This is a genomic window from Rhizobium sp. rho-13.1 (genome assembly GCF_007000305.1).
GTDB classification, from domain to species: domain Bacteria; phylum Pseudomonadota; class Alphaproteobacteria; order Rhizobiales; family Rhizobiaceae; genus Rhizobium; species Rhizobium rhododendri.
In genome coordinates, this window is sequence record NZ_SCFL01000005.1 from 1 (window position 1) to 15,778 (window position 15,778).

A 15,778-nucleotide genomic window follows, 5' to 3' on the forward strand; every position below is an offset into this window, starting at 1 on the left:
GCCCGCAACCGTGCCTCGCGTTCTATCAGCAGCGCGGCGTGGGCGCTGGCAAGATCGTCAGGAAAGGAAAGCGGTGGTAACGACATGCCAGAATAAGAGCATATTTCTTCAACAAATTCAATGATGAAGAAACTCAAACGCGTGTTGGACGCCAAGTTTCCTGAGGAGCTCGCCAGTCAATTCCAGAGAGCAAATAGGAAAGCTGCGCCGGTGTGATCGCCACCGCGCCACCCTGCACATTCGGCCAGATAAACCGGCCGCGTTCTAATTTTTTCGTGAACAGGCATGCGCCCTGGCCATCATGCCAGATCAACTTTATCAGGTCACCGCGGCGGCCCCTGAAGCAGAACAAATGACCGCCCAGCGGATCATGCTTTAAAACTTCCTGCACCCGAAGGGCCAAGGATGGAAAGCCACACCGCATGTCGGTATGTCCGGTCGACAGCCACACCTTGATCTCCGCCCCCATCGGAAACGGATTCATCGCAATGTCTCCAAACCACGCATGATCCGTAGCAAAACGTCCACATCGATATCCTGGCCCATGATCACACGCCGGCCGTTCGCACTCACCACCTCTATGCGACCCCGGTCGGTGATGGGAGACGGCACCGCGACAGTTTCCGCAGGAGGCGTGCTCGCAAAAACAGGCTCGGCAGCAACGACAATCGCCGGAACAAACTCGTTCGTCGAGCGGTGGACAAGGCGTCCTTCCCGCACGGCCCTGCGCCAGGCATTCAACTGCCAACGCGTGATCCCGTGACGCTGCGCCGTGACTGTTACCTGCCGCGGGCCAGCATAACTCTCAGCCACGATCGCCAGCTTCGCTTCATCCGTGAAACGCCGCCGACGCCCGCTATCGACAATCTCCATCCGGCTGAAACGCCCCGAGTGATCGCTTGTGATGTCCATGAAAGCACCGTCTATATTGCCGTCTATATAGACAGAGCATCCACACGATCACTCAAATCCGCAATCCGGTTCAGCTCGGATGCGTACCTTTCAGATGACGCAGAGATCGAATTAAACGGTCAGAAGGTCACGCTCAAGGAGTTGAAAGAAGGTCATCTTCGCCACGCCGATTATACGCGCAAAACTCAGGAACTAGCCGAAAAGGCCAAGTTCGAAGACTCCCGAGTGGAGCAACTGCGCGAAGCCTCATTGCAATACTTCCAGAATTTGGAACGTGAAATCGCAATGGTGCTGCCACATGAGCCCAACTGGGCACAACTGTCGCAGGATGATCCTGTCACATACGTGCAGGAGTTGGAAAAGTGGAAACAGATCAACGCCCATCGTGACCGTTTGCGACAGGAACAGAACGTTCTTCAGCAGCAGGCCGCGCAAAAGCAGGCAGCTATCCACGCACAGAACGAGGCCCAAGGTCGTCGTAACCTAGCGCAGATGCATCCTGAACTAGCAAAGCCGGAAACGGGCAAAGCATCCCAACTTTCCGCATACCTGGAAGAACGCGGAATCCCAAGGGAAGCGATCGAAAAAGAGACGAACGCAACGATGTTCAGCATGGCCTATGAATCCATGTTGTACCGTCAGATGCAAAGCCAAAAGGCACAAGCAGTCAAGAAGGTAGACGCGAAACCTTTGCTGACCACGCCTGGCAGTAGCCTGTCAAAGACCGGCACAGCAAGCAAGACGGCTTTCGAAACTCAAATGGGCAAATTCAAACGCACTGGGTCACGTGAAGACGCGGCCAATGTTCTCAAGCATTTACTTTAATAAGGAGAGGCAAAAATGCCCACACTAATCACTAACTCCGCGACACATATTCGCGAAGACCTTGGCGACGTTATTTCCCGTATCTCGCCAGAAAAGACACCTTTCAAGACCGAGATCGGCACGACAAAGGCAACCGCAACCAATCACCAGTTCCTCAAGGACGCACTAGCTGCTCCAAACAAGAACAACGCTGCAATTGAAGGCGCTGACGCCGCTGCAAGCACGCTGGTAACTCCAGACCGCATCAGCAACCAGACGCAGATCTTCACAGGCAACGTTGTCGTTTCCGGCACGCTACAGGCTGTTGACACTGCTGGTTCCAAGGATGAATTCGCCCGTCAGATCGCCAAGGTTGGTTCGGAAATGAATCGCGACATCGAAGCGGCTCTCGTTTCGAGCAACGCATCGGTTGCTGGTACTGGCTCCGTTGCTGGTAAACTCGGCGGTGCAGAAGCGTGGATCGCATCCAACGTTCAGAGCGGCACAGGCGGTTCTACTGCTGGTTATGTCGGTGGTCAGGTTGGCGCAGTTGTCGCTGGTACTGCTCGTCCGCTTACAGAAGTGATGTTCAACACAATGGCACAGCAGGTTTGGAACGCTGGTGGCGATCCTACTTTGGTTCTTGCTCCTCCACTGTTGAAGCAGAAGATTTCTGGCTTCACAGGCAACGGAACAAAGTACCAGCAGGCCGACAGCAAGACCATCTACGCTGGCGTCGATTATTACGTCTCGGACTTCGGCAAGCACAACATCATCCCACACCGTTGGATGAGCACAACCACTGTTTTGGCTTTCGATAAAACACTTTGGGCAGTTGCTACGCTTCGCTCGATGAAGAAGGTTGATATCGCCAAGACCGGTGATGCCGACAAGAAGCAGTTGGTCACAGAACTCACACTAGAGTGCATGAACGAAGCCGGTAACGGTAAGATCGCTGACGTAAACTAACATAGAAAATGGGCCGGAGCATCTTGCGGTGTACTCCGGCCCATTTGCAAATCGCCAAAATAATAAAAACAAAAAGAAGGCGACTGATGAATGAAGATACTTTTCTAGCCTTAACAATGAATGAAGTGGTTCCCGATGGAGCGACAATTTGCGTCGAGGATGACGAAACTAAAACCGTTTACTGGAAGCGCTCGGGTGACAAGATCGAGCAAGTTACTTGCTGGAAGAACGTTTCCGCAGTGCTCGAAGCCAATCTAGCCGAAGCCAAAGAATTTTCCCGCACAGGCAAATTGAGCGAGTTGGTCAAGGTTGCATCGGTTCCGATTGGTCTCCACTACGACTGGAAAGCCAAGGGCTACACCGAAGACCCGGTCAAGATGGCTCGCCTGCTCAATGATCCTGACTTTGCGAAACTTCGCACCAACACGTTGAGGGTCTAACGATGGCCCTGCAAACGTATGCCGATCTCACCAGTGCCGTCGCGTCGTTCTCGCTGTGGCCGAACGCTCCAATCCCCATGTTTATCGCGCTTGCCGAAGAAGCAATCCGTCCGGTGCTCAAGCATCGTCTGATGGAAACCACAATCACGCTCAGCGTGGTTGGCGGTTCGTCTCCAACGCTGCCCGATGACTATCAGGAAATCCGCGCCGTCCTGTATAACGGGTATCCGATCAAGCCCGTCAGTTTTTACCGCACATCCAAAGCGTGTTCGGAAACCGGATACGTGATCACCGGCAACACCCTGCAAATTCTACCAACTCCCGCCGATGATTACACGATCGACCTCTATTACTATCAGCGCTTGCCGGCTCTCACAGACGCCAACCAGACCAACTGGTTGATGGCGAATTTCGCCTCTGTGTACCTCCACGCGACGCTTGCTCAGCTGTATCACTGGGCAAAGGATTCGGACGCAGAAGCAAAGGAAAAGAGCCTGCTAGGCGAAAGCCTGACCGTCATGGCGAGAGATCACACCCGCACCACCCAGTACGGCAACACTATTATTGAGGAGTTGTCTGGATGGTAATTGATCAACTGTTTGGGCCATGGCGTCCAGACTTGCCCGCCCTCAATAATCCCGGCGTGACCACTGCCAACAATGTCAGTCCCGCTCCGGGTACGCAGGGTGGGTCGATCTCGTATGAGCCGGTTCGACTTGCCACCCAGTATTCCAGCGGCACGCTTGCCAGCCGTCCACTGGGCGCGGTTAGCGGTCAGGACAAAGCCGGAAACGGCAAGGTGTACGTGGGCATCAGCGGCAATCTGTTGAAACTCACCCCGGCTACACTGCTTTGGACCAGCGTTGCGCGAACAGGAACCGCATACATCACTGGTACTGAACATTGGAAATTCACCAAGTTTGGCACTTGGGTGGTTGCCACAAATATTCTGAACAACCCCCAATACATCGACATGAACGTGGACGTTCGTTTTGCCGACCTGACCACGCTGGTCAAAGGCCGCCATATCACCACGGCTCGTGACTTCGTGGTGATTGCGAATACCAACGACGCCTTCGATGGTGACGTGCCGTATCGCATTCGTTGGAGCGGTCTTGCCCAGCCTCAGAGTTGGGATTTCTCCCTGACCACACAGGCCGACTTTCAGGACCTCAATGGGGGCGCTGGCGTCGTGCAAGGCATTGTAGGTGGCGAAGACGTGACCATTTTCATGAAGGAAAGCATCGTCAAGATGACCTACGTGGGCACGCCTTTGATCTGGCAGTTTGACGAAATCATCAAAGGCAAAGGCTGCGCAGTTCCAGAGAGTATCATTACGGCGGAAGGCCTAACGTTCTTTCTCAGCAACGATGGCTTCTATTGCTTCAACGGCAGTCAGACCCTCGAACGTATCGGTGAGGGCAAGGTCGATAACTTCTTCTACAAGAACGTCGATCCTAACCAGTTCGCTTTCATGAGCGTGGCAACCGATCCACGTAAGAAGTTGATTTACTGGAACTACGTGAGCACCGACGCCGTAGCAGGCAAGCCCGACAAGAAACTAATCTACAACTACGCGCTCAAGGAATGGTCCATTGCTGACGCGCAGGTTGATTTCATCTTCAACAGCGTAAGTCTGCCGTATACCATCGAACAACTCGACCGCTACGGCACAATCGAGAACGTCCCATCGCCATTCGATTCCGATGTATGGGCTGGCGGTGCGCCAACACTCGCAGGCGTCAAACAGGACGGTACGATCTGGACATTCGACGGCGTGAATGCCGTGGGCACCATCGAGACCACAGAGCAATACCTCATCCAATTCCTTCAGCAGTTGAACCCCAACATTCAGGGTGATCGCAGCGTGGTCTTGCGGGTTCGTCCGGTTGCCGATGGCAGCGGCGAAATCATGGTCAGCGTGGGCAGCAGAACGCTCAGTCAGGGCGATGTCAGTTGGTCATTGCCATGTCCTCGCGATCTCACAACGGGCTGGGCCAACGTCCGACAACCCGGTCGTTTCCATCGCGTTCGTCTTACATGCACAGGGTTTTTCGATCAGGTGCAGAGCATCCAGTACGACGCTGTGCCCGCTGGCTTTAGGTAAATAAGGCTAGAAACGGAGCAGGGGCGATGGCAGGTCTACGTCTAAAAGCGGGTGGCAATTTTACACCCACACAGGTCAAGGCAGTGACCGACCAACTGGGCGACCAAATCAAGTTGGTCTCCAACGTGGTTGATCAGACCACCGGCATCATCACCCCGGCTTCTTACACCGTAGCGCAATTGACCGCGTTGACCGGCCTTGTAGCGCCCAAACTCGCCTATGCGAAGAACGGCCGCAGAGCAGGACAGGCAGCAAACGCAGGCACAGGCGTCATGGTATTTTTGGACAACACAGGCGTGTGGATCGCTTGCGACACAGGTCTAGCAGTCACAGCATAAGAGAGAAGGACGTGGATGGCAGTACGCAGGATTGATGACGGCAAGGAATTCGAAACCGAATACCCACGCGTCCGATCCATGCTGCTTTCAGCCCTCGAAACTTCCACAAATCCCGACGAGCAGGCCCTTTTGCAGGGCCTTATTGATCGCCAATACCTGCTTTGGATCGGTGAGAAATCAGCTGCTGTAACCCATAATGTTGTCTGGGATAACCGCTTGGTTTGCCAAGTTTATCTGGCCGCTGGCGATCTCGATGAGATCCTCAATGTGGGCATCAACACAATAGAGGAATGGGCGAAATCAAAGGGCTGCGAGGGTTTTGTCCTCATGGGCCGCACCGGTTGGAAACGTGTGCTTGAGGCTCGTGATTTCAAATTTTCATCCATCGTCATGTTTAAGGAATTTTAAAAATGGGACAGTCATCCGCTCCATCAACCACAACTACGACCACAGAGCCGTGGAGCGGTGCAAAGCCGTACCTCACAGACCAATACGCGAAACTGGATTCCTTGTACTCGGCAGGCGCTCCGTTGCCGTATCAGGGCTCGACGGTTATCGACCAGTCCGACGCTACGAAATCCGCACAGCAGAGCGTGTTGAATACAGCGGCTGATGGTTCACCGTTGATCAAGAACGGCCAGAACGCCGTCAACAACGTAACCACTGGAGCAGCATTCACGCCCACAGCGGGCAACACGCTGACAAGAGGCACCAACTATACGAATGGTGGAATTGCCAATTCGCAGAGCCTCTACAGCACGCTCAGCGGTTCGACCAATCCCGGCCAGACGAGTTTGCAGGGAACGGCAAATGGCGATTACCTCAACAGCAATCCGTACCTGCAAAGCGCGATCAAATCGGCAAATCAGCCCCTAATTGACCAATACACTCAGCAGGTTGCTCCGGGTATCGACAGTCAGTTTGCCGCTGGTGGTCGTACTGGCTCCGGCGCTTACGCGGCAACCCGCAACACCGCTGACACCACGTTTACCAAGGCGCTGACCGATCAGACCGCCAACATCATGAACACCAACTATGCGAACGAGCGCCAAAATCAGGTTGCAGCGGGCACAAGCATTGGCAACCTGTACAACGCAAACGCACAGAATGCGCTCACAGCAGCAGGCCAGGTCACATCGGGCAATCAGGCACAGCAGGATTCACGAAACGCGGCTGCGAGTGCTCTATCCGGCGTACAGAACGCACAGGCACAGACACAGTTGACCGGCGCAGGCATGACAGGCCAGCAGCGTGCAAACGATTACTACGATGCTTCGCAGGTTGCAGGCGTCGGCGCAGCACAGGACACGTATGCGGACCTGTTGAAGCAGGCCGAAATCAGCAAGTGGGACACTGCTCAGCAACAGCCCATCAATAACATCGCGAATGAAATCTCGCTGCTCAACAACGGCGGATACAACGCGCAGACCACAACCAAGCCCGTCTATTCCAACGGCCTTTCGACCGGCATTGGTGCACTGGGCTCCATCGCAAGCATCTTCGGTATGCTCTGCGACACGCGTGCAAAGAACATCATCCGTGAAAGCGGCTGGATGCTCAACGGCACTCGTCTTTACGAATTCACCTACAAAAACGACCCCACCGGCACCGTCTATGAGGGTCCAATGGCACAAGAAGTTGAAATCACCCGTCCATATGCGGTTCGCGAGATCGATGGCTTCAAGCGCATTTCTAATGATGCCCTAATCGGAGGCCCCGCATATGTTTGATAGTATTAGCCAATTCCTAGATATGCTAAAGCAGGGAGGCTTGGCTGGTCAGGCTGGCCCTACTGACGGCAGCATTCCAATCCCCACGGCCAATCCCAATGGTCCCGGCTTGCCAGCGCCAATGGCTCAGCAGGTTGATCCTACGACAACCGGAGGAACTGCACCGAATACCGGTGTTGGCTTGCTAGCGGGTGCTGGTCAGGCAATCGGCACTAACGATGGCAAAGGTGGAGCAAGCACATTTGGTGGTCTGTTGAATTTCAAATCCGACGACAACAAGCAGGCATTTTTGCGTGGTCTTCTCTCGGCATCCGGCAGCATGTTGCAGGCCGGCGCTCCCTCAGATCATCCTCAGAGCCTAGGTGGCGCTGTCGGTGGTGCATTGCAGGCTGGAACCGGCGCTTACGATGGCTACGGTCAGAACAAGGCTCAACTGGCAAAGGCAGGCGCTGACACACTGAAGGCCACAGCAGCTGCCAATGCCGACCTTTACAAGACATCGCAGGAACAGCAGGCCGATCAGGCACGTCTACAGTACCTCAAGAGCCTTGGTGGCGTCGGATCTTTTAACGGAGGTAGCAACGCTGGCGCTACCAACGCTCCAGTTGATGCCAGCGCAGTTGGTGGCGTGTTGGGCAGTGGTGCTACGCCTGCTCAAACAGCGCAGGCCGGAAATGGCGATGCCGGTCAGTTCGGCTACACCATGGACAAACTCAAGAAGATTTACGCCTACAACATCGCCATCAAGAACGATGCCGGTGCAAACGATGCCCTTGGCATGATCCAGAAACTACAGCAGCAGGGCGCTTCGCAGGGTCTCATTGCTGGTCCTAACGGTTTCGCGGTCGCTCCGGGTTACGCCGAAGGCTTGGGCACAATCAAGCAGGCAGAGGCCACAGGCACGTCTATCGGCAACCGCAAGGAATGGACCAACGACCAAAAGGAACTCGCCGCGATTAACGAAGAGAACGCTGCGAACGGCAAGCCTGCTCTCGCTCTCAGCGATTATCTCGCAGCAAAGCGTCCAGATGGCGCAACCGGCGACATGAAGAACCTAGTCGTGATCAACCAGCAGCGTGTGGCGGCAGGCCAACCATCGCTCTCGTTGGAGCAGTATCAGGAAAGTCAGAAGCCAAACACAACCGTCACCAGCGATGGCAAGGGCGGCGTGACCGTCACACAGGGTGTGGGCAAATCCGGTGCTGGCCTCAACGAGGGCCAGACTGCATCGGCTACATTCTATGCCCGCGCACGCAACGCGCTGGCCAACTACGACAAATCAGGTGGTGACGACGCTTTAAACTCCGCTGCTGGCTACGCGACCAATGGTGTCCCCATCATGGGTCCGGTTGTGACCAGCGAAGGATACCAGTTGGCCAACAACTCCAAGCAGGAAATGATTCGCGCATTGCTCCGCAAGGAATCAGGCGCAGCCATCGGCAAGGACGAGTACCGCAGCGCGGATCAAACGTACTTCCCGCAGCCCAACGATCCACCGGCAGTGATCAAGCAGAAGAAGGACATGCGCGAGCAGGCCATCAAAACGCTCAAGATCGGCGTACCTGACTCGGTGATTTCAAGCATCGATGGGAGCGGCAAACAAGGCGCTCCCTCTGGAACGGTAACTACTAAAGCGGATTACGATGCACTCCCAAGTGGTGCGGTGTTCACTCGCAACGGAAAGCAATTTCGTAAGCCCTAATAAAAGATCCCCGAAAAGGGGACGAGGTGACTATTGGCCGATTTCAATTGGCAACGATATCTAACTGGTGGAGCGGCTGGCCGTCCTGATTCTATTTCAGGGATGCAGCCGCAATTCCGCGATGCCTTGCAGCAAATGATTGCATCGGCTCCTGCCAATGTCCAATCTCAGTTGCAGATTACCAGCGGGTTTCGCAGCCCACAAACACAGGCCCAAATTCTCGAACAGAGCCTAGGCAAGCGACTTGGACCGGATGCGGTTGCCAAGTGGCAGGGTTACGTCGCGGCAAATAACGGCGACGTGGTTGCAGCGGGACAGGCTGCTCGTCCATGGCTCAAGAGCGAGGGTATCACCAAGTGGGTAGCACCTCCGGGTGGTTCGAATCACCAAAAGGGCGATGCCGCTGACTTCAAATATCTCGATCCATCTGCGACCCAGTGGGCACACGACAACGCACCCAAATACGGCTTGAACTTCCCGCTATCCAACGAGGATTGGCACGTCGAACCCGCAGGGCTTCGCAATGGCGGTGCCCCGGCTGCATCGACGCCGGATCAGATGATGGCGCAGGTCCAGGCGAAAACAGCCGATCCCGTCGCTGATGTGATGGCCGCAGCAGGCAACCCCACGATGGGTTTTGCTTCTGCGCCAACCGATCTGACTGCAACACCAGCGCCAACGCCTGATGCTTCGCCGACCACGCAGCCAAGCATTTTGGGCATAAACGTCCCCAAGGGCTTGCCTGACCTGTTGAAGTTTTCGGCCAGTGCGATTGCAGCGGGAACACCTCAACCAACCGACGACAGCACACCACGCGGTGGATTGCTCCAGTCGCAACCACTCCAGAATTTTCAGGCCGCAGCCAATGTGGCTCCCACTCCTGTTCTCAAGCCGTGGGAACAGCAGATCATGAACATGTTTAGCAGAGGGGTCGTATAATGGCTCAAAGTCTCGGTCTTTTGGCTCATCCACAACCCGCTACAGATAGTGCGGTGCCGGATTGGATGTCCGACGCAATTCCCGTCGATGCCGCTGCACCCGCTGATGACACCCCTGATTGGATGGCTGATGCTATTCCGATGAGCACTGGTCCCGACGCAAACCAGATCGATCACACCATGGAAGCCCCGGCAATGGTGCGAATGCAGGTTGGTGCACTCGACAAGCCGGAAGACCGTTTGAAGGCTTTGCAGAAGACCTATCCAGACGCTCAGCCCTATGGCGGCGACAACTTCATCATGACCGATCCAGAGACTAAAAAGACGATCATTTACAACCAGCCGAATTGGTCGCCTTTTAATGCCGGTGACGTGGCTAGCATTGTGCCGGAAATCGGCGAAGGCATTGGCGGCATTCTCGGCGCTGTTGGTGGTGGTGTTGGCGGTGCAGCCGCAGGAACGGCCGTTCCTATCGTGGGAACAGCTGCTGGCGGTGTCAGTGGAGCAATTGCCGGTGCCGGTGCTGGCGCAACCGCTGGCCGTGAGGCTACACAGCGCAGTCTCAACTACCTGTTCGGCAACGACGACACACGAACAGCAGGTGAACAGGTTGGCGATGCCGCAAAAACATTCGCGCTAAATGCGGCGGGTGAAGGCGCTGGCTTGGCCGTGGCCAAAGGCGCAGGCGCACTTTACAAGGGCATCAAGGGCGGCGTTAAGAGCGGCGTTGTTGGAGCAGCTGATAATGCTGATGCTGCGGCTGCTCGTGCCATCGACCTCAGAGACATTGGTGTTGAGCCAACCGCTGGTATGGTCAACGCTAATCCGGCAACCGCTGTTAAGGAACAGGCTTTGGCCTCGACTAGCAGCGGCAAGCCAATTCAGGATCGCATTGCCCAGGCATTCGATGCACAGGGTAGATTGTTCAATCAGACCGTTGATGGCCTGACCCCACAGACGTTGAGCCGTCAGGAACTGGGCGATGCCCTCAAAACTCAGGCACAGGTTGCCAAGGACGCAAGCGCGGCCCGAGGCGATGAGCTGTATGGTCGCGTTGGCACGCTAGCAGGTGATGCACCCGCTACGGGCAACAATGTCGAGGAGTTCTTGACCAAATTGGAAAGTCAACGTGCTGGCCTAGGTCAATCCGCTGCTCTGAACAAAGGTCCCGCTTTCGAGCAGGCACTAGCGCAGGCACGTGCGATCCACGGAGACATCAGTGGTGGCAATGCTACGTTCAGCACGTTGAAGGATGCCCGCACTAGCATTGGTGCGCTGGCAAACGATCCGTCTACTGACGCTGTTCTAAAGGGCCATGCTAACGATCTGTATGCGGCTCTCACAGCGGACATGAGCGATACCGCTGCTGGTGCTGGTGATGACGCGCTGGTCGCATGGAAGAAGGCAAACAATCGTTTCCGTCGCACGATGACGCCCGACAGCGTTTTCAATCCCAAGACTGCGATCGATCCCATCATCAAGGCGAAGACGCCGGAACAGGCAGCGGATTGGGTTCTAGCGCAAGCCAACAAGGGTGGCACGCGTTTGCAGGCTGTGCGTCGTCAGGTGGAAAACTCGGATGGCGGTCGCGACGTGTGGAATCAGGTCACAGGCTCGGTTGTCGAGCGCATGGGCAAGAGTGCACCCGACGCGGAATTCAACCCAAACCAGATGGCGAGACAGTGGAACGCGATGTCGCCTGAGGCCAAGAGCGCACTATTCGCGGGCACAGATCGTGTTCAGTACCGTCAGAACTTGGATCGCATCGCTCGTGTTGCAGAGAATTTGAAGAACTATCGCCGCATGGACAATCATTCCAACACGGCCAAGTTTGGCGAAAACCTCAAGACCTCGAACATCATTTCGAATGCAACTGTGCTTGGCGTGTTGTTCAGCAACCCCGTTGCTGGTGCTGCGATGGTCGCCGGTAAAGTGGGTGATGTAGTTGCGAACAAGGCGTATCGCGCGATGCAGGTCAAAATGCTGACCAACCCCGAAACCGTCAACTGGCTTGCCGGTGCAAGCGCGGCGTCAATGCGTTCAGGTGGATGGAAAGCACACATGGCCAAGTTGGGCGAAATCGCTGCGAACACCTCGGATCAGGCATTGGCCACGGCGATCAACGATTACAAGCGTGAACTAAAATACGACGACAAAAAATAACTGCGCCCGACAACGATCAGGCGTCACCCAATAACAAGAAAAATAAAGTGGTGCACATATGGCAGACCTAACCAACAACAGTTGGAACGAGAACGATTCCCAGAACACAGCAGCAAGCCCCAACGGCTTGGCTACCGGCTCGCTTCCATCCAACATTCCAGCGGTCATTCGCATGATGATGGGAGCGCTCAAGCGTTTCTTCGACCGCCACAACAACGTGGCTGTGGTCGCCAACACCGGCAACGACTACACGCTGACGTATTCGGTTGCCCCGGATGGGTACGTGAAAGGTGAGGAATACACGTTTTTCGTCAACGCGACGAATACCGGTCCTGCGACACTCAACATCAACGGGCTTGGTACGAAAGCACTCCTTGCTCAAGGTGGTGGTGCTTTGACCAGTGGTGATTTGCTGGCCAGCGCGTCAGTTTCGGTTGTCTACGACGGCACCGCATTCCGCCTCAAAGGCCCATCGTTCAATCCCTCGTTGGGCAATATGAACGCGTCTGCGTTGAATGTGGCGGGTTCGCCGGTTTTGACATCGGCAAATTTCACCGCAGCCACGTACGTACCGCAATCAAGTTACGTTTCGTATCAAAGCGCCGTTCAGGCAGCGCTCAACACCAAGCAGAACAACTTGGGATACGCACCGGTAAGCCGAACCGGCGATGCGATGAGTGGTGATCTTAACCTGACAAGGGCGAGCGCATCTCCGGGGCTATTCTTCACCGCCAGTGGCGTTCGTCAGTGGTACTTGCAGGCCAACAGCGATGCGTTTTTTCGAGTTGTAGATGCCAGTGCTGGTGCAGAGGCATTCAGAGTTGGTCCGAGTGGTGAACTTTGGTGCCGTCAGTTTGGTGACGTGAATTCTCAAATTGAAAACCGTGCCCAGGCTTGGGCAACAGATCGCGCAGTCGCCTATTCCAACAACTGCGTTCAGCAGTCGCAGGCCGCTGGCTACGTGGAAGCATCGATCAAGACTGGCTCGGGCGGTGGTGGCGATATCAACAACGGCGGCTACTACATCTGCCGAATTTACAAGAGCGGCACAGAGCAGATCAACGCGGCAAGCCGCCAACTTCAACTTTACGTTCCCAGCCGTGGTTGGTTCGCAGCGTTCCCATTTTAAGGATTTTCATATGTACGATTTTGGTATTCTCACAGCACGACCAGAAACCGTTGACATGCAACTGCCCGATGGCAGCCTCACAGCGGTAAAAATCTCCGTGCTTTATAATAATGATGGGGTGGAGTGGCACGATGTTTTCCGCGACAGCCCAACATGCGATTACTATGTAGCATTGGACAGCAAGAGCCGCGTAGTGTCCATGGAAGCCGATCCAGAACATTCTCAGATCGCAGGCCATCGCATCGTCGGCCTCACAATTGCTGAAACCAGCGGTTATACGCGTGGCGAAGGCGGTAACGTTTATGGCAAGCAATGGAATGGCACTGCGCTGGGCGATCCTGTGCTCTCGCGTGACGAGTTTGTTCCATTGAGCCCAGCGCAATTGCGCAAGACACTTGTGCGCAGGGGTTATAGCCTCGCCGTGATCCAATCGGCTATCGATGGGATGCCAGAAGGACCGGCAAAAGACGAGGCCCAGATTGACTGGGAATTTGCCGAGTCCTTTGAACGTCTCAACCCTACGCTACTGGCTGTGGCAGCTGCTCTAAGCATCACGGATGACCAGATCGATGAGATGTGGGAGCAGGCTTTGGCTTCCTAATGCTTCACTCTGAGTGAAGGCTACGAGTTGCTAGCCTTCACTTTCTCATGCGCTGCCATAATGCCATCAACCCGATCTGCGGGATAAAAGAACTCAACCACTTCGCGCATTGCATCGGTATCCGATTTGCAATGCCAAACGTTGATCAGTTTCCCGGTGCGGTCGAAGTCGTAGGACTTGGTCGCCCCGCCAACTTGAATTCGAACGGTCTGCGCGTGGAAATCCACGCAGATGTCGTGAACAAAGTTGCGGATGGCCTGCGCTACTCGGCTTCGGCTCAGGAAAACCTCTTCGGGAGAGCCAGAGACCCATAAGGCTCGTTCCTTGCGGATCATGTCCACAACGTCAACAGCCTCGCTTTGCTTGTCATCGATTTCGCGTAGTTCGCTCTGGCGCTCGCTTAACTCTGCGCGTGCCTGATCGATCTGTGGCCGCAACTCTCGCAGCGCTAGGACCAACTCGGCCCTGTCTTCGTCTTCCTCGACGGCCTGAGACATGGCCAGAGTGTTCTTGCGTGCCTTTTCCAGATTGGCCAGTTTTTCACTAATCACTGATATCGCGGCGAGGAGTTCGTCACGAGGTGTTGAGCCAGCCTTTCGAGAAAGATCGCTGTCCAGATAGAATTCGCTGACGTTATCAAGAACGGCTGCTTCCAGTGCGGTATAGGGGAACAATGCGGATGGACCCGGGCAATTAGCGTCCTGATATCGCCGTTTGCAGCGGTAATATTGGTATTCGCTTGTGGTCGATCTGACCAAACCCAACCCACCACCGCAGTGCTCGCAGCGCGTTATCGTCTGGAACAGGTTCGCGTAGGAAAGCCCTTTGCGACCGGCTTTTGCTGCCTTTGGCTTGTTGCGTTGTACGCGCCAAAACAGTTCTTCGCTGACCGCCCCCGGATAGTAGTTGGGGAGTGGATCGCCCATTGGCACAAGTTTGCCGTTGACCGTGTCATGAACCTGTAGCGTGCCGATAGCGGTCTCGTTCTTGAGGATACGAGCGACCGTGTTCTCCCACCATTTCGTGCCAATCGCTTTTAGGGGTGGAGTATTTGATTCATTGAGAATGCGGGCGATGCTTAGGGGACCAACGCCTTGATCGGCCAGTTCGAAAATCCGCTGCACCGACTTCGCATGAGCGTTTAACGAGAATTTGCAGTCCTTGGTGCCCTCGATCCGCGTCTGGTCGATCCAGCCAACACAACCCGACTGGAAGCGGGGTAGGCCAGCCAGCATATCTCTGCGGTTAGCGTCGTGGTTCTTTTTGCTGTTGTAGGACTTTCTCGCGCTTTCTTCGTGACCTCGCGACATGATCGTCAGCGAGACAATCATTTGGGTGAAATCTCTGCCTCGCTCGTAGACTTGACCGTCCATGAGAGTGACGATTTTGATTCCCGCTTGTAGGATCGCGATGAACTGAGCCTGCGCGTCGATTGGCGCTTGTCGAGATAGCCGGTCTAAATTTTCCACCAGCAGATACGAGCCGACCGCGATCTTGCCGCGTGCCACAAGGTCCAGAAACACACCTAGCGCACCCGATTTAACGTGATCGCCATGAAAGCCTGATTTACCAGGATCAATGTGAGACTCGTCGAGATTGAGGCCATGTTTGGCAGCATACTCACGCGCTGCATCCAACTGCCGTTCTTCGCCTCGTCCCTTGCGTTGCTCGGGGGTGGAAATACGAACGTACGAGTATGCCTTGATCGCCATGCTTGCTCCTTGACCCGATCCTAGCGCAGCACCCTTAATGCGTTGTGTACAATACATACGAAGCGCGTCGGCGGCGGCGTGCAGGATTTCGAGGCGATCAAGCTGATCAAGTTCTCGGTCAGCTGAAGCACCCCTCATCCGCCTGACTGCACCTTCTCCCCGAGGGGAGAAGGGAATGCCGGCACCGCCTCTCGCTCCATCTCCCTCTGCCTTCGGGGAGAGGGCAGGGTGAG

16 protein-coding genes are annotated in these 15,778 nt (G+C 55.2%); 13 read left to right on the forward strand and 3 right to left on the reverse strand.

Annotated elements, in window-relative coordinates; translation table 11 throughout:
- Nucleotides 1-133 precede the first annotated feature (133 nt).
- Nucleotides 134-484: an IS66 family insertion sequence element accessory protein TnpB gene (gene tnpB, locus EQW76_RS14865; protein ID WP_143122947.1), complete on the reverse strand. Its 351-nt coding sequence runs from the start codon at nucleotides 482-484 to the stop codon at nucleotides 134-136.
- Nucleotides 481-873: a transposase gene (locus tag EQW76_RS14870; protein WP_244616969.1), complete on the reverse strand. Its 393-nt coding sequence runs from the start codon at nucleotides 871-873 to the stop codon at nucleotides 481-483. Before EQW76_RS14870 ends, tnpB begins: the two co-directional genes overlap by 4 nt.
- Between EQW76_RS14870 and EQW76_RS14875 the strand changes: the two genes are divergently transcribed.
- The 13 genes from EQW76_RS14875 to EQW76_RS14935 all read left to right on the forward strand — a co-directional run bounded on the left by EQW76_RS14875 (nucleotide 760) and on the right by EQW76_RS14935 (nucleotide 13,833).
- Nucleotides 760-1,737, forward strand: coding sequence for a hypothetical protein (locus tag EQW76_RS14875; protein ID WP_244616971.1), 978 nt, complete (start codon nucleotides 760-762; stop codon nucleotides 1,735-1,737). The two genes, EQW76_RS14870 and EQW76_RS14875, sit on opposite strands and share 114 nt — an antisense overlap.
- Before the next feature lie 15 nt (nucleotides 1,738-1,752).
- Nucleotides 1,753-2,685, forward strand: a complete 933-nt coding sequence (locus tag EQW76_RS14880) for a DUF5309 domain-containing protein (protein WP_143122949.1) — start codon at nucleotides 1,753-1,755, stop codon at nucleotides 2,683-2,685.
- An 86-nt stretch (nucleotides 2,686-2,771) separates the two neighbouring features.
- A complete protein-coding gene (locus EQW76_RS14885; protein WP_143122950.1) occupies nucleotides 2,772-3,125 on the forward strand; it encodes a hypothetical protein in 354 nt (117 codons plus the stop codon).
- A gap of 2 nt (nucleotides 3,126-3,127) precedes the next feature.
- A complete protein-coding gene (locus EQW76_RS14890; protein ID WP_143122951.1) occupies nucleotides 3,128-3,712 on the forward strand; it encodes a hypothetical protein in 585 nt (194 codons plus the stop codon).
- The gene (locus tag EQW76_RS14895) at nucleotides 3,706-5,232 is read left to right on the forward strand and encodes a hypothetical protein (RefSeq protein WP_143122952.1); all 1,527 of its coding nucleotides are present in this window, start codon (nucleotides 3,706-3,708) and stop codon (nucleotides 5,230-5,232) included. Before EQW76_RS14890 ends, EQW76_RS14895 begins: the two co-directional genes overlap by 7 nt.
- Nucleotides 5,233-5,258: 26 nt before the next feature.
- A complete protein-coding gene (locus EQW76_RS14900) occupies nucleotides 5,259-5,570 on the forward strand; it encodes a hypothetical protein (RefSeq protein WP_143122953.1) in 312 nt (103 codons plus the stop codon).
- A 15-nt stretch (nucleotides 5,571-5,585) separates the two neighbouring features.
- Complete coding sequence (locus EQW76_RS14905) at nucleotides 5,586-5,978, forward strand: hypothetical protein (protein ID WP_244616967.1); 393 nt, start codon at nucleotides 5,586-5,588, stop codon at nucleotides 5,976-5,978.
- A gap of 2 nt (nucleotides 5,979-5,980) precedes the next feature.
- Entirely contained in the window at nucleotides 5,981-7,300 is a 1,320-nt protein-coding gene (locus EQW76_RS14910) for a tail fiber domain-containing protein (protein WP_244616968.1), read from the forward strand.
- Nucleotides 7,293-9,002 carry a hypothetical protein gene (locus EQW76_RS14915; RefSeq protein WP_143122954.1) on the forward strand — a complete coding sequence of 570 codons (1,710 nt, stop codon included), beginning with the start codon at nucleotides 7,293-7,295 and terminating at the stop codon, nucleotides 9,000-9,002. Before EQW76_RS14910 ends, EQW76_RS14915 begins: the two co-directional genes overlap by 8 nt.
- 33 nt (nucleotides 9,003-9,035) lie before the next feature.
- Nucleotides 9,036-9,941 (forward strand): M15 family metallopeptidase, encoded by a 906-nt coding sequence (locus tag EQW76_RS14920; protein ID WP_143122955.1) that lies wholly within the window; start codon nucleotides 9,036-9,038, stop codon nucleotides 9,939-9,941.
- Nucleotides 9,941-12,103: a hypothetical protein gene (locus EQW76_RS14925; protein WP_143122956.1), complete on the forward strand. Its 2,163-nt coding sequence runs from the start codon at nucleotides 9,941-9,943 to the stop codon at nucleotides 12,101-12,103. Before EQW76_RS14920 ends, EQW76_RS14925 begins: the two co-directional genes overlap by 1 nt.
- A gap of 58 nt (nucleotides 12,104-12,161) precedes the next feature.
- Nucleotides 12,162-13,232 (forward strand): hypothetical protein, encoded by a 1,071-nt coding sequence (locus EQW76_RS14930; RefSeq protein ID WP_143122957.1) that lies wholly within the window; start codon nucleotides 12,162-12,164, stop codon nucleotides 13,230-13,232.
- Between the two features lie 10 nt (nucleotides 13,233-13,242).
- On the forward strand, nucleotides 13,243-13,833 hold the full coding sequence (locus EQW76_RS14935; RefSeq protein WP_143122958.1) for a hypothetical protein: 591 nt from the start codon (nucleotides 13,243-13,245) through the stop codon (nucleotides 13,831-13,833).
- Nucleotides 13,834-13,853: 20 nt separating this feature from the next.
- Here the strand turns inward: EQW76_RS14935 and EQW76_RS14940 are convergent, their stop codons facing one another.
- Nucleotides 13,854-15,545: a recombinase family protein gene (locus tag EQW76_RS14940; protein WP_161991064.1), complete on the reverse strand. Its 1,692-nt coding sequence runs from the start codon at nucleotides 15,543-15,545 to the stop codon at nucleotides 13,854-13,856.
- Between the last annotated feature and the right edge of the window lie 233 nt (nucleotides 15,546-15,778).

Coding starts and splice junctions, on each gene's coding strand:
- EQW76_RS14880 (WP_143122949.1), top strand. CDS start 1,753: ATGCCCACACTAATCACTAACTCCGCGACACATATTCGCGAAGACCTT.
- EQW76_RS14870 (WP_244616969.1), bottom strand. CDS start 873: ATGGAGATTGTCGATAGCGGGCGTCGGCGGCGTTTCACGGATGAAGCG.
- EQW76_RS14935 (WP_143122958.1), top strand. CDS start 13,243: ATGTACGATTTTGGTATTCTCACAGCACGACCAGAAACCGTTGACATG.
- EQW76_RS14925 (WP_143122956.1), top strand. CDS start 9,941: ATGGCTCAAAGTCTCGGTCTTTTGGCTCATCCACAACCCGCTACAGAT.
- EQW76_RS14895 (WP_143122952.1), top strand. CDS start 3,706: ATGGTAATTGATCAACTGTTTGGGCCATGGCGTCCAGACTTGCCCGCC.
- EQW76_RS14900 (WP_143122953.1), top strand. CDS start 5,259: ATGGCAGGTCTACGTCTAAAAGCGGGTGGCAATTTTACACCCACACAG.
- tnpB (WP_143122947.1), bottom strand. CDS start 484: ATGAATCCGTTTCCGATGGGGGCGGAGATCAAGGTGTGGCTGTCGACC.
- EQW76_RS14905 (WP_244616967.1), top strand. CDS start 5,586: ATGGCAGTACGCAGGATTGATGACGGCAAGGAATTCGAAACCGAATAC.
- EQW76_RS14890 (WP_143122951.1), top strand. CDS start 3,128: ATGGCCCTGCAAACGTATGCCGATCTCACCAGTGCCGTCGCGTCGTTC.
- EQW76_RS14910 (WP_244616968.1), top strand. CDS start 5,981: ATGGGACAGTCATCCGCTCCATCAACCACAACTACGACCACAGAGCCG.
- EQW76_RS14940 (WP_161991064.1), bottom strand. CDS start 15,545: ATGGCGATCAAGGCATACTCGTACGTTCGTATTTCCACCCCCGAGCAA.
- EQW76_RS14885 (WP_143122950.1), top strand. CDS start 2,772: ATGAATGAAGATACTTTTCTAGCCTTAACAATGAATGAAGTGGTTCCC.
- EQW76_RS14930 (WP_143122957.1), top strand. CDS start 12,162: ATGGCAGACCTAACCAACAACAGTTGGAACGAGAACGATTCCCAGAAC.
- EQW76_RS14915 (WP_143122954.1), top strand. CDS start 7,293: ATGTTTGATAGTATTAGCCAATTCCTAGATATGCTAAAGCAGGGAGGC.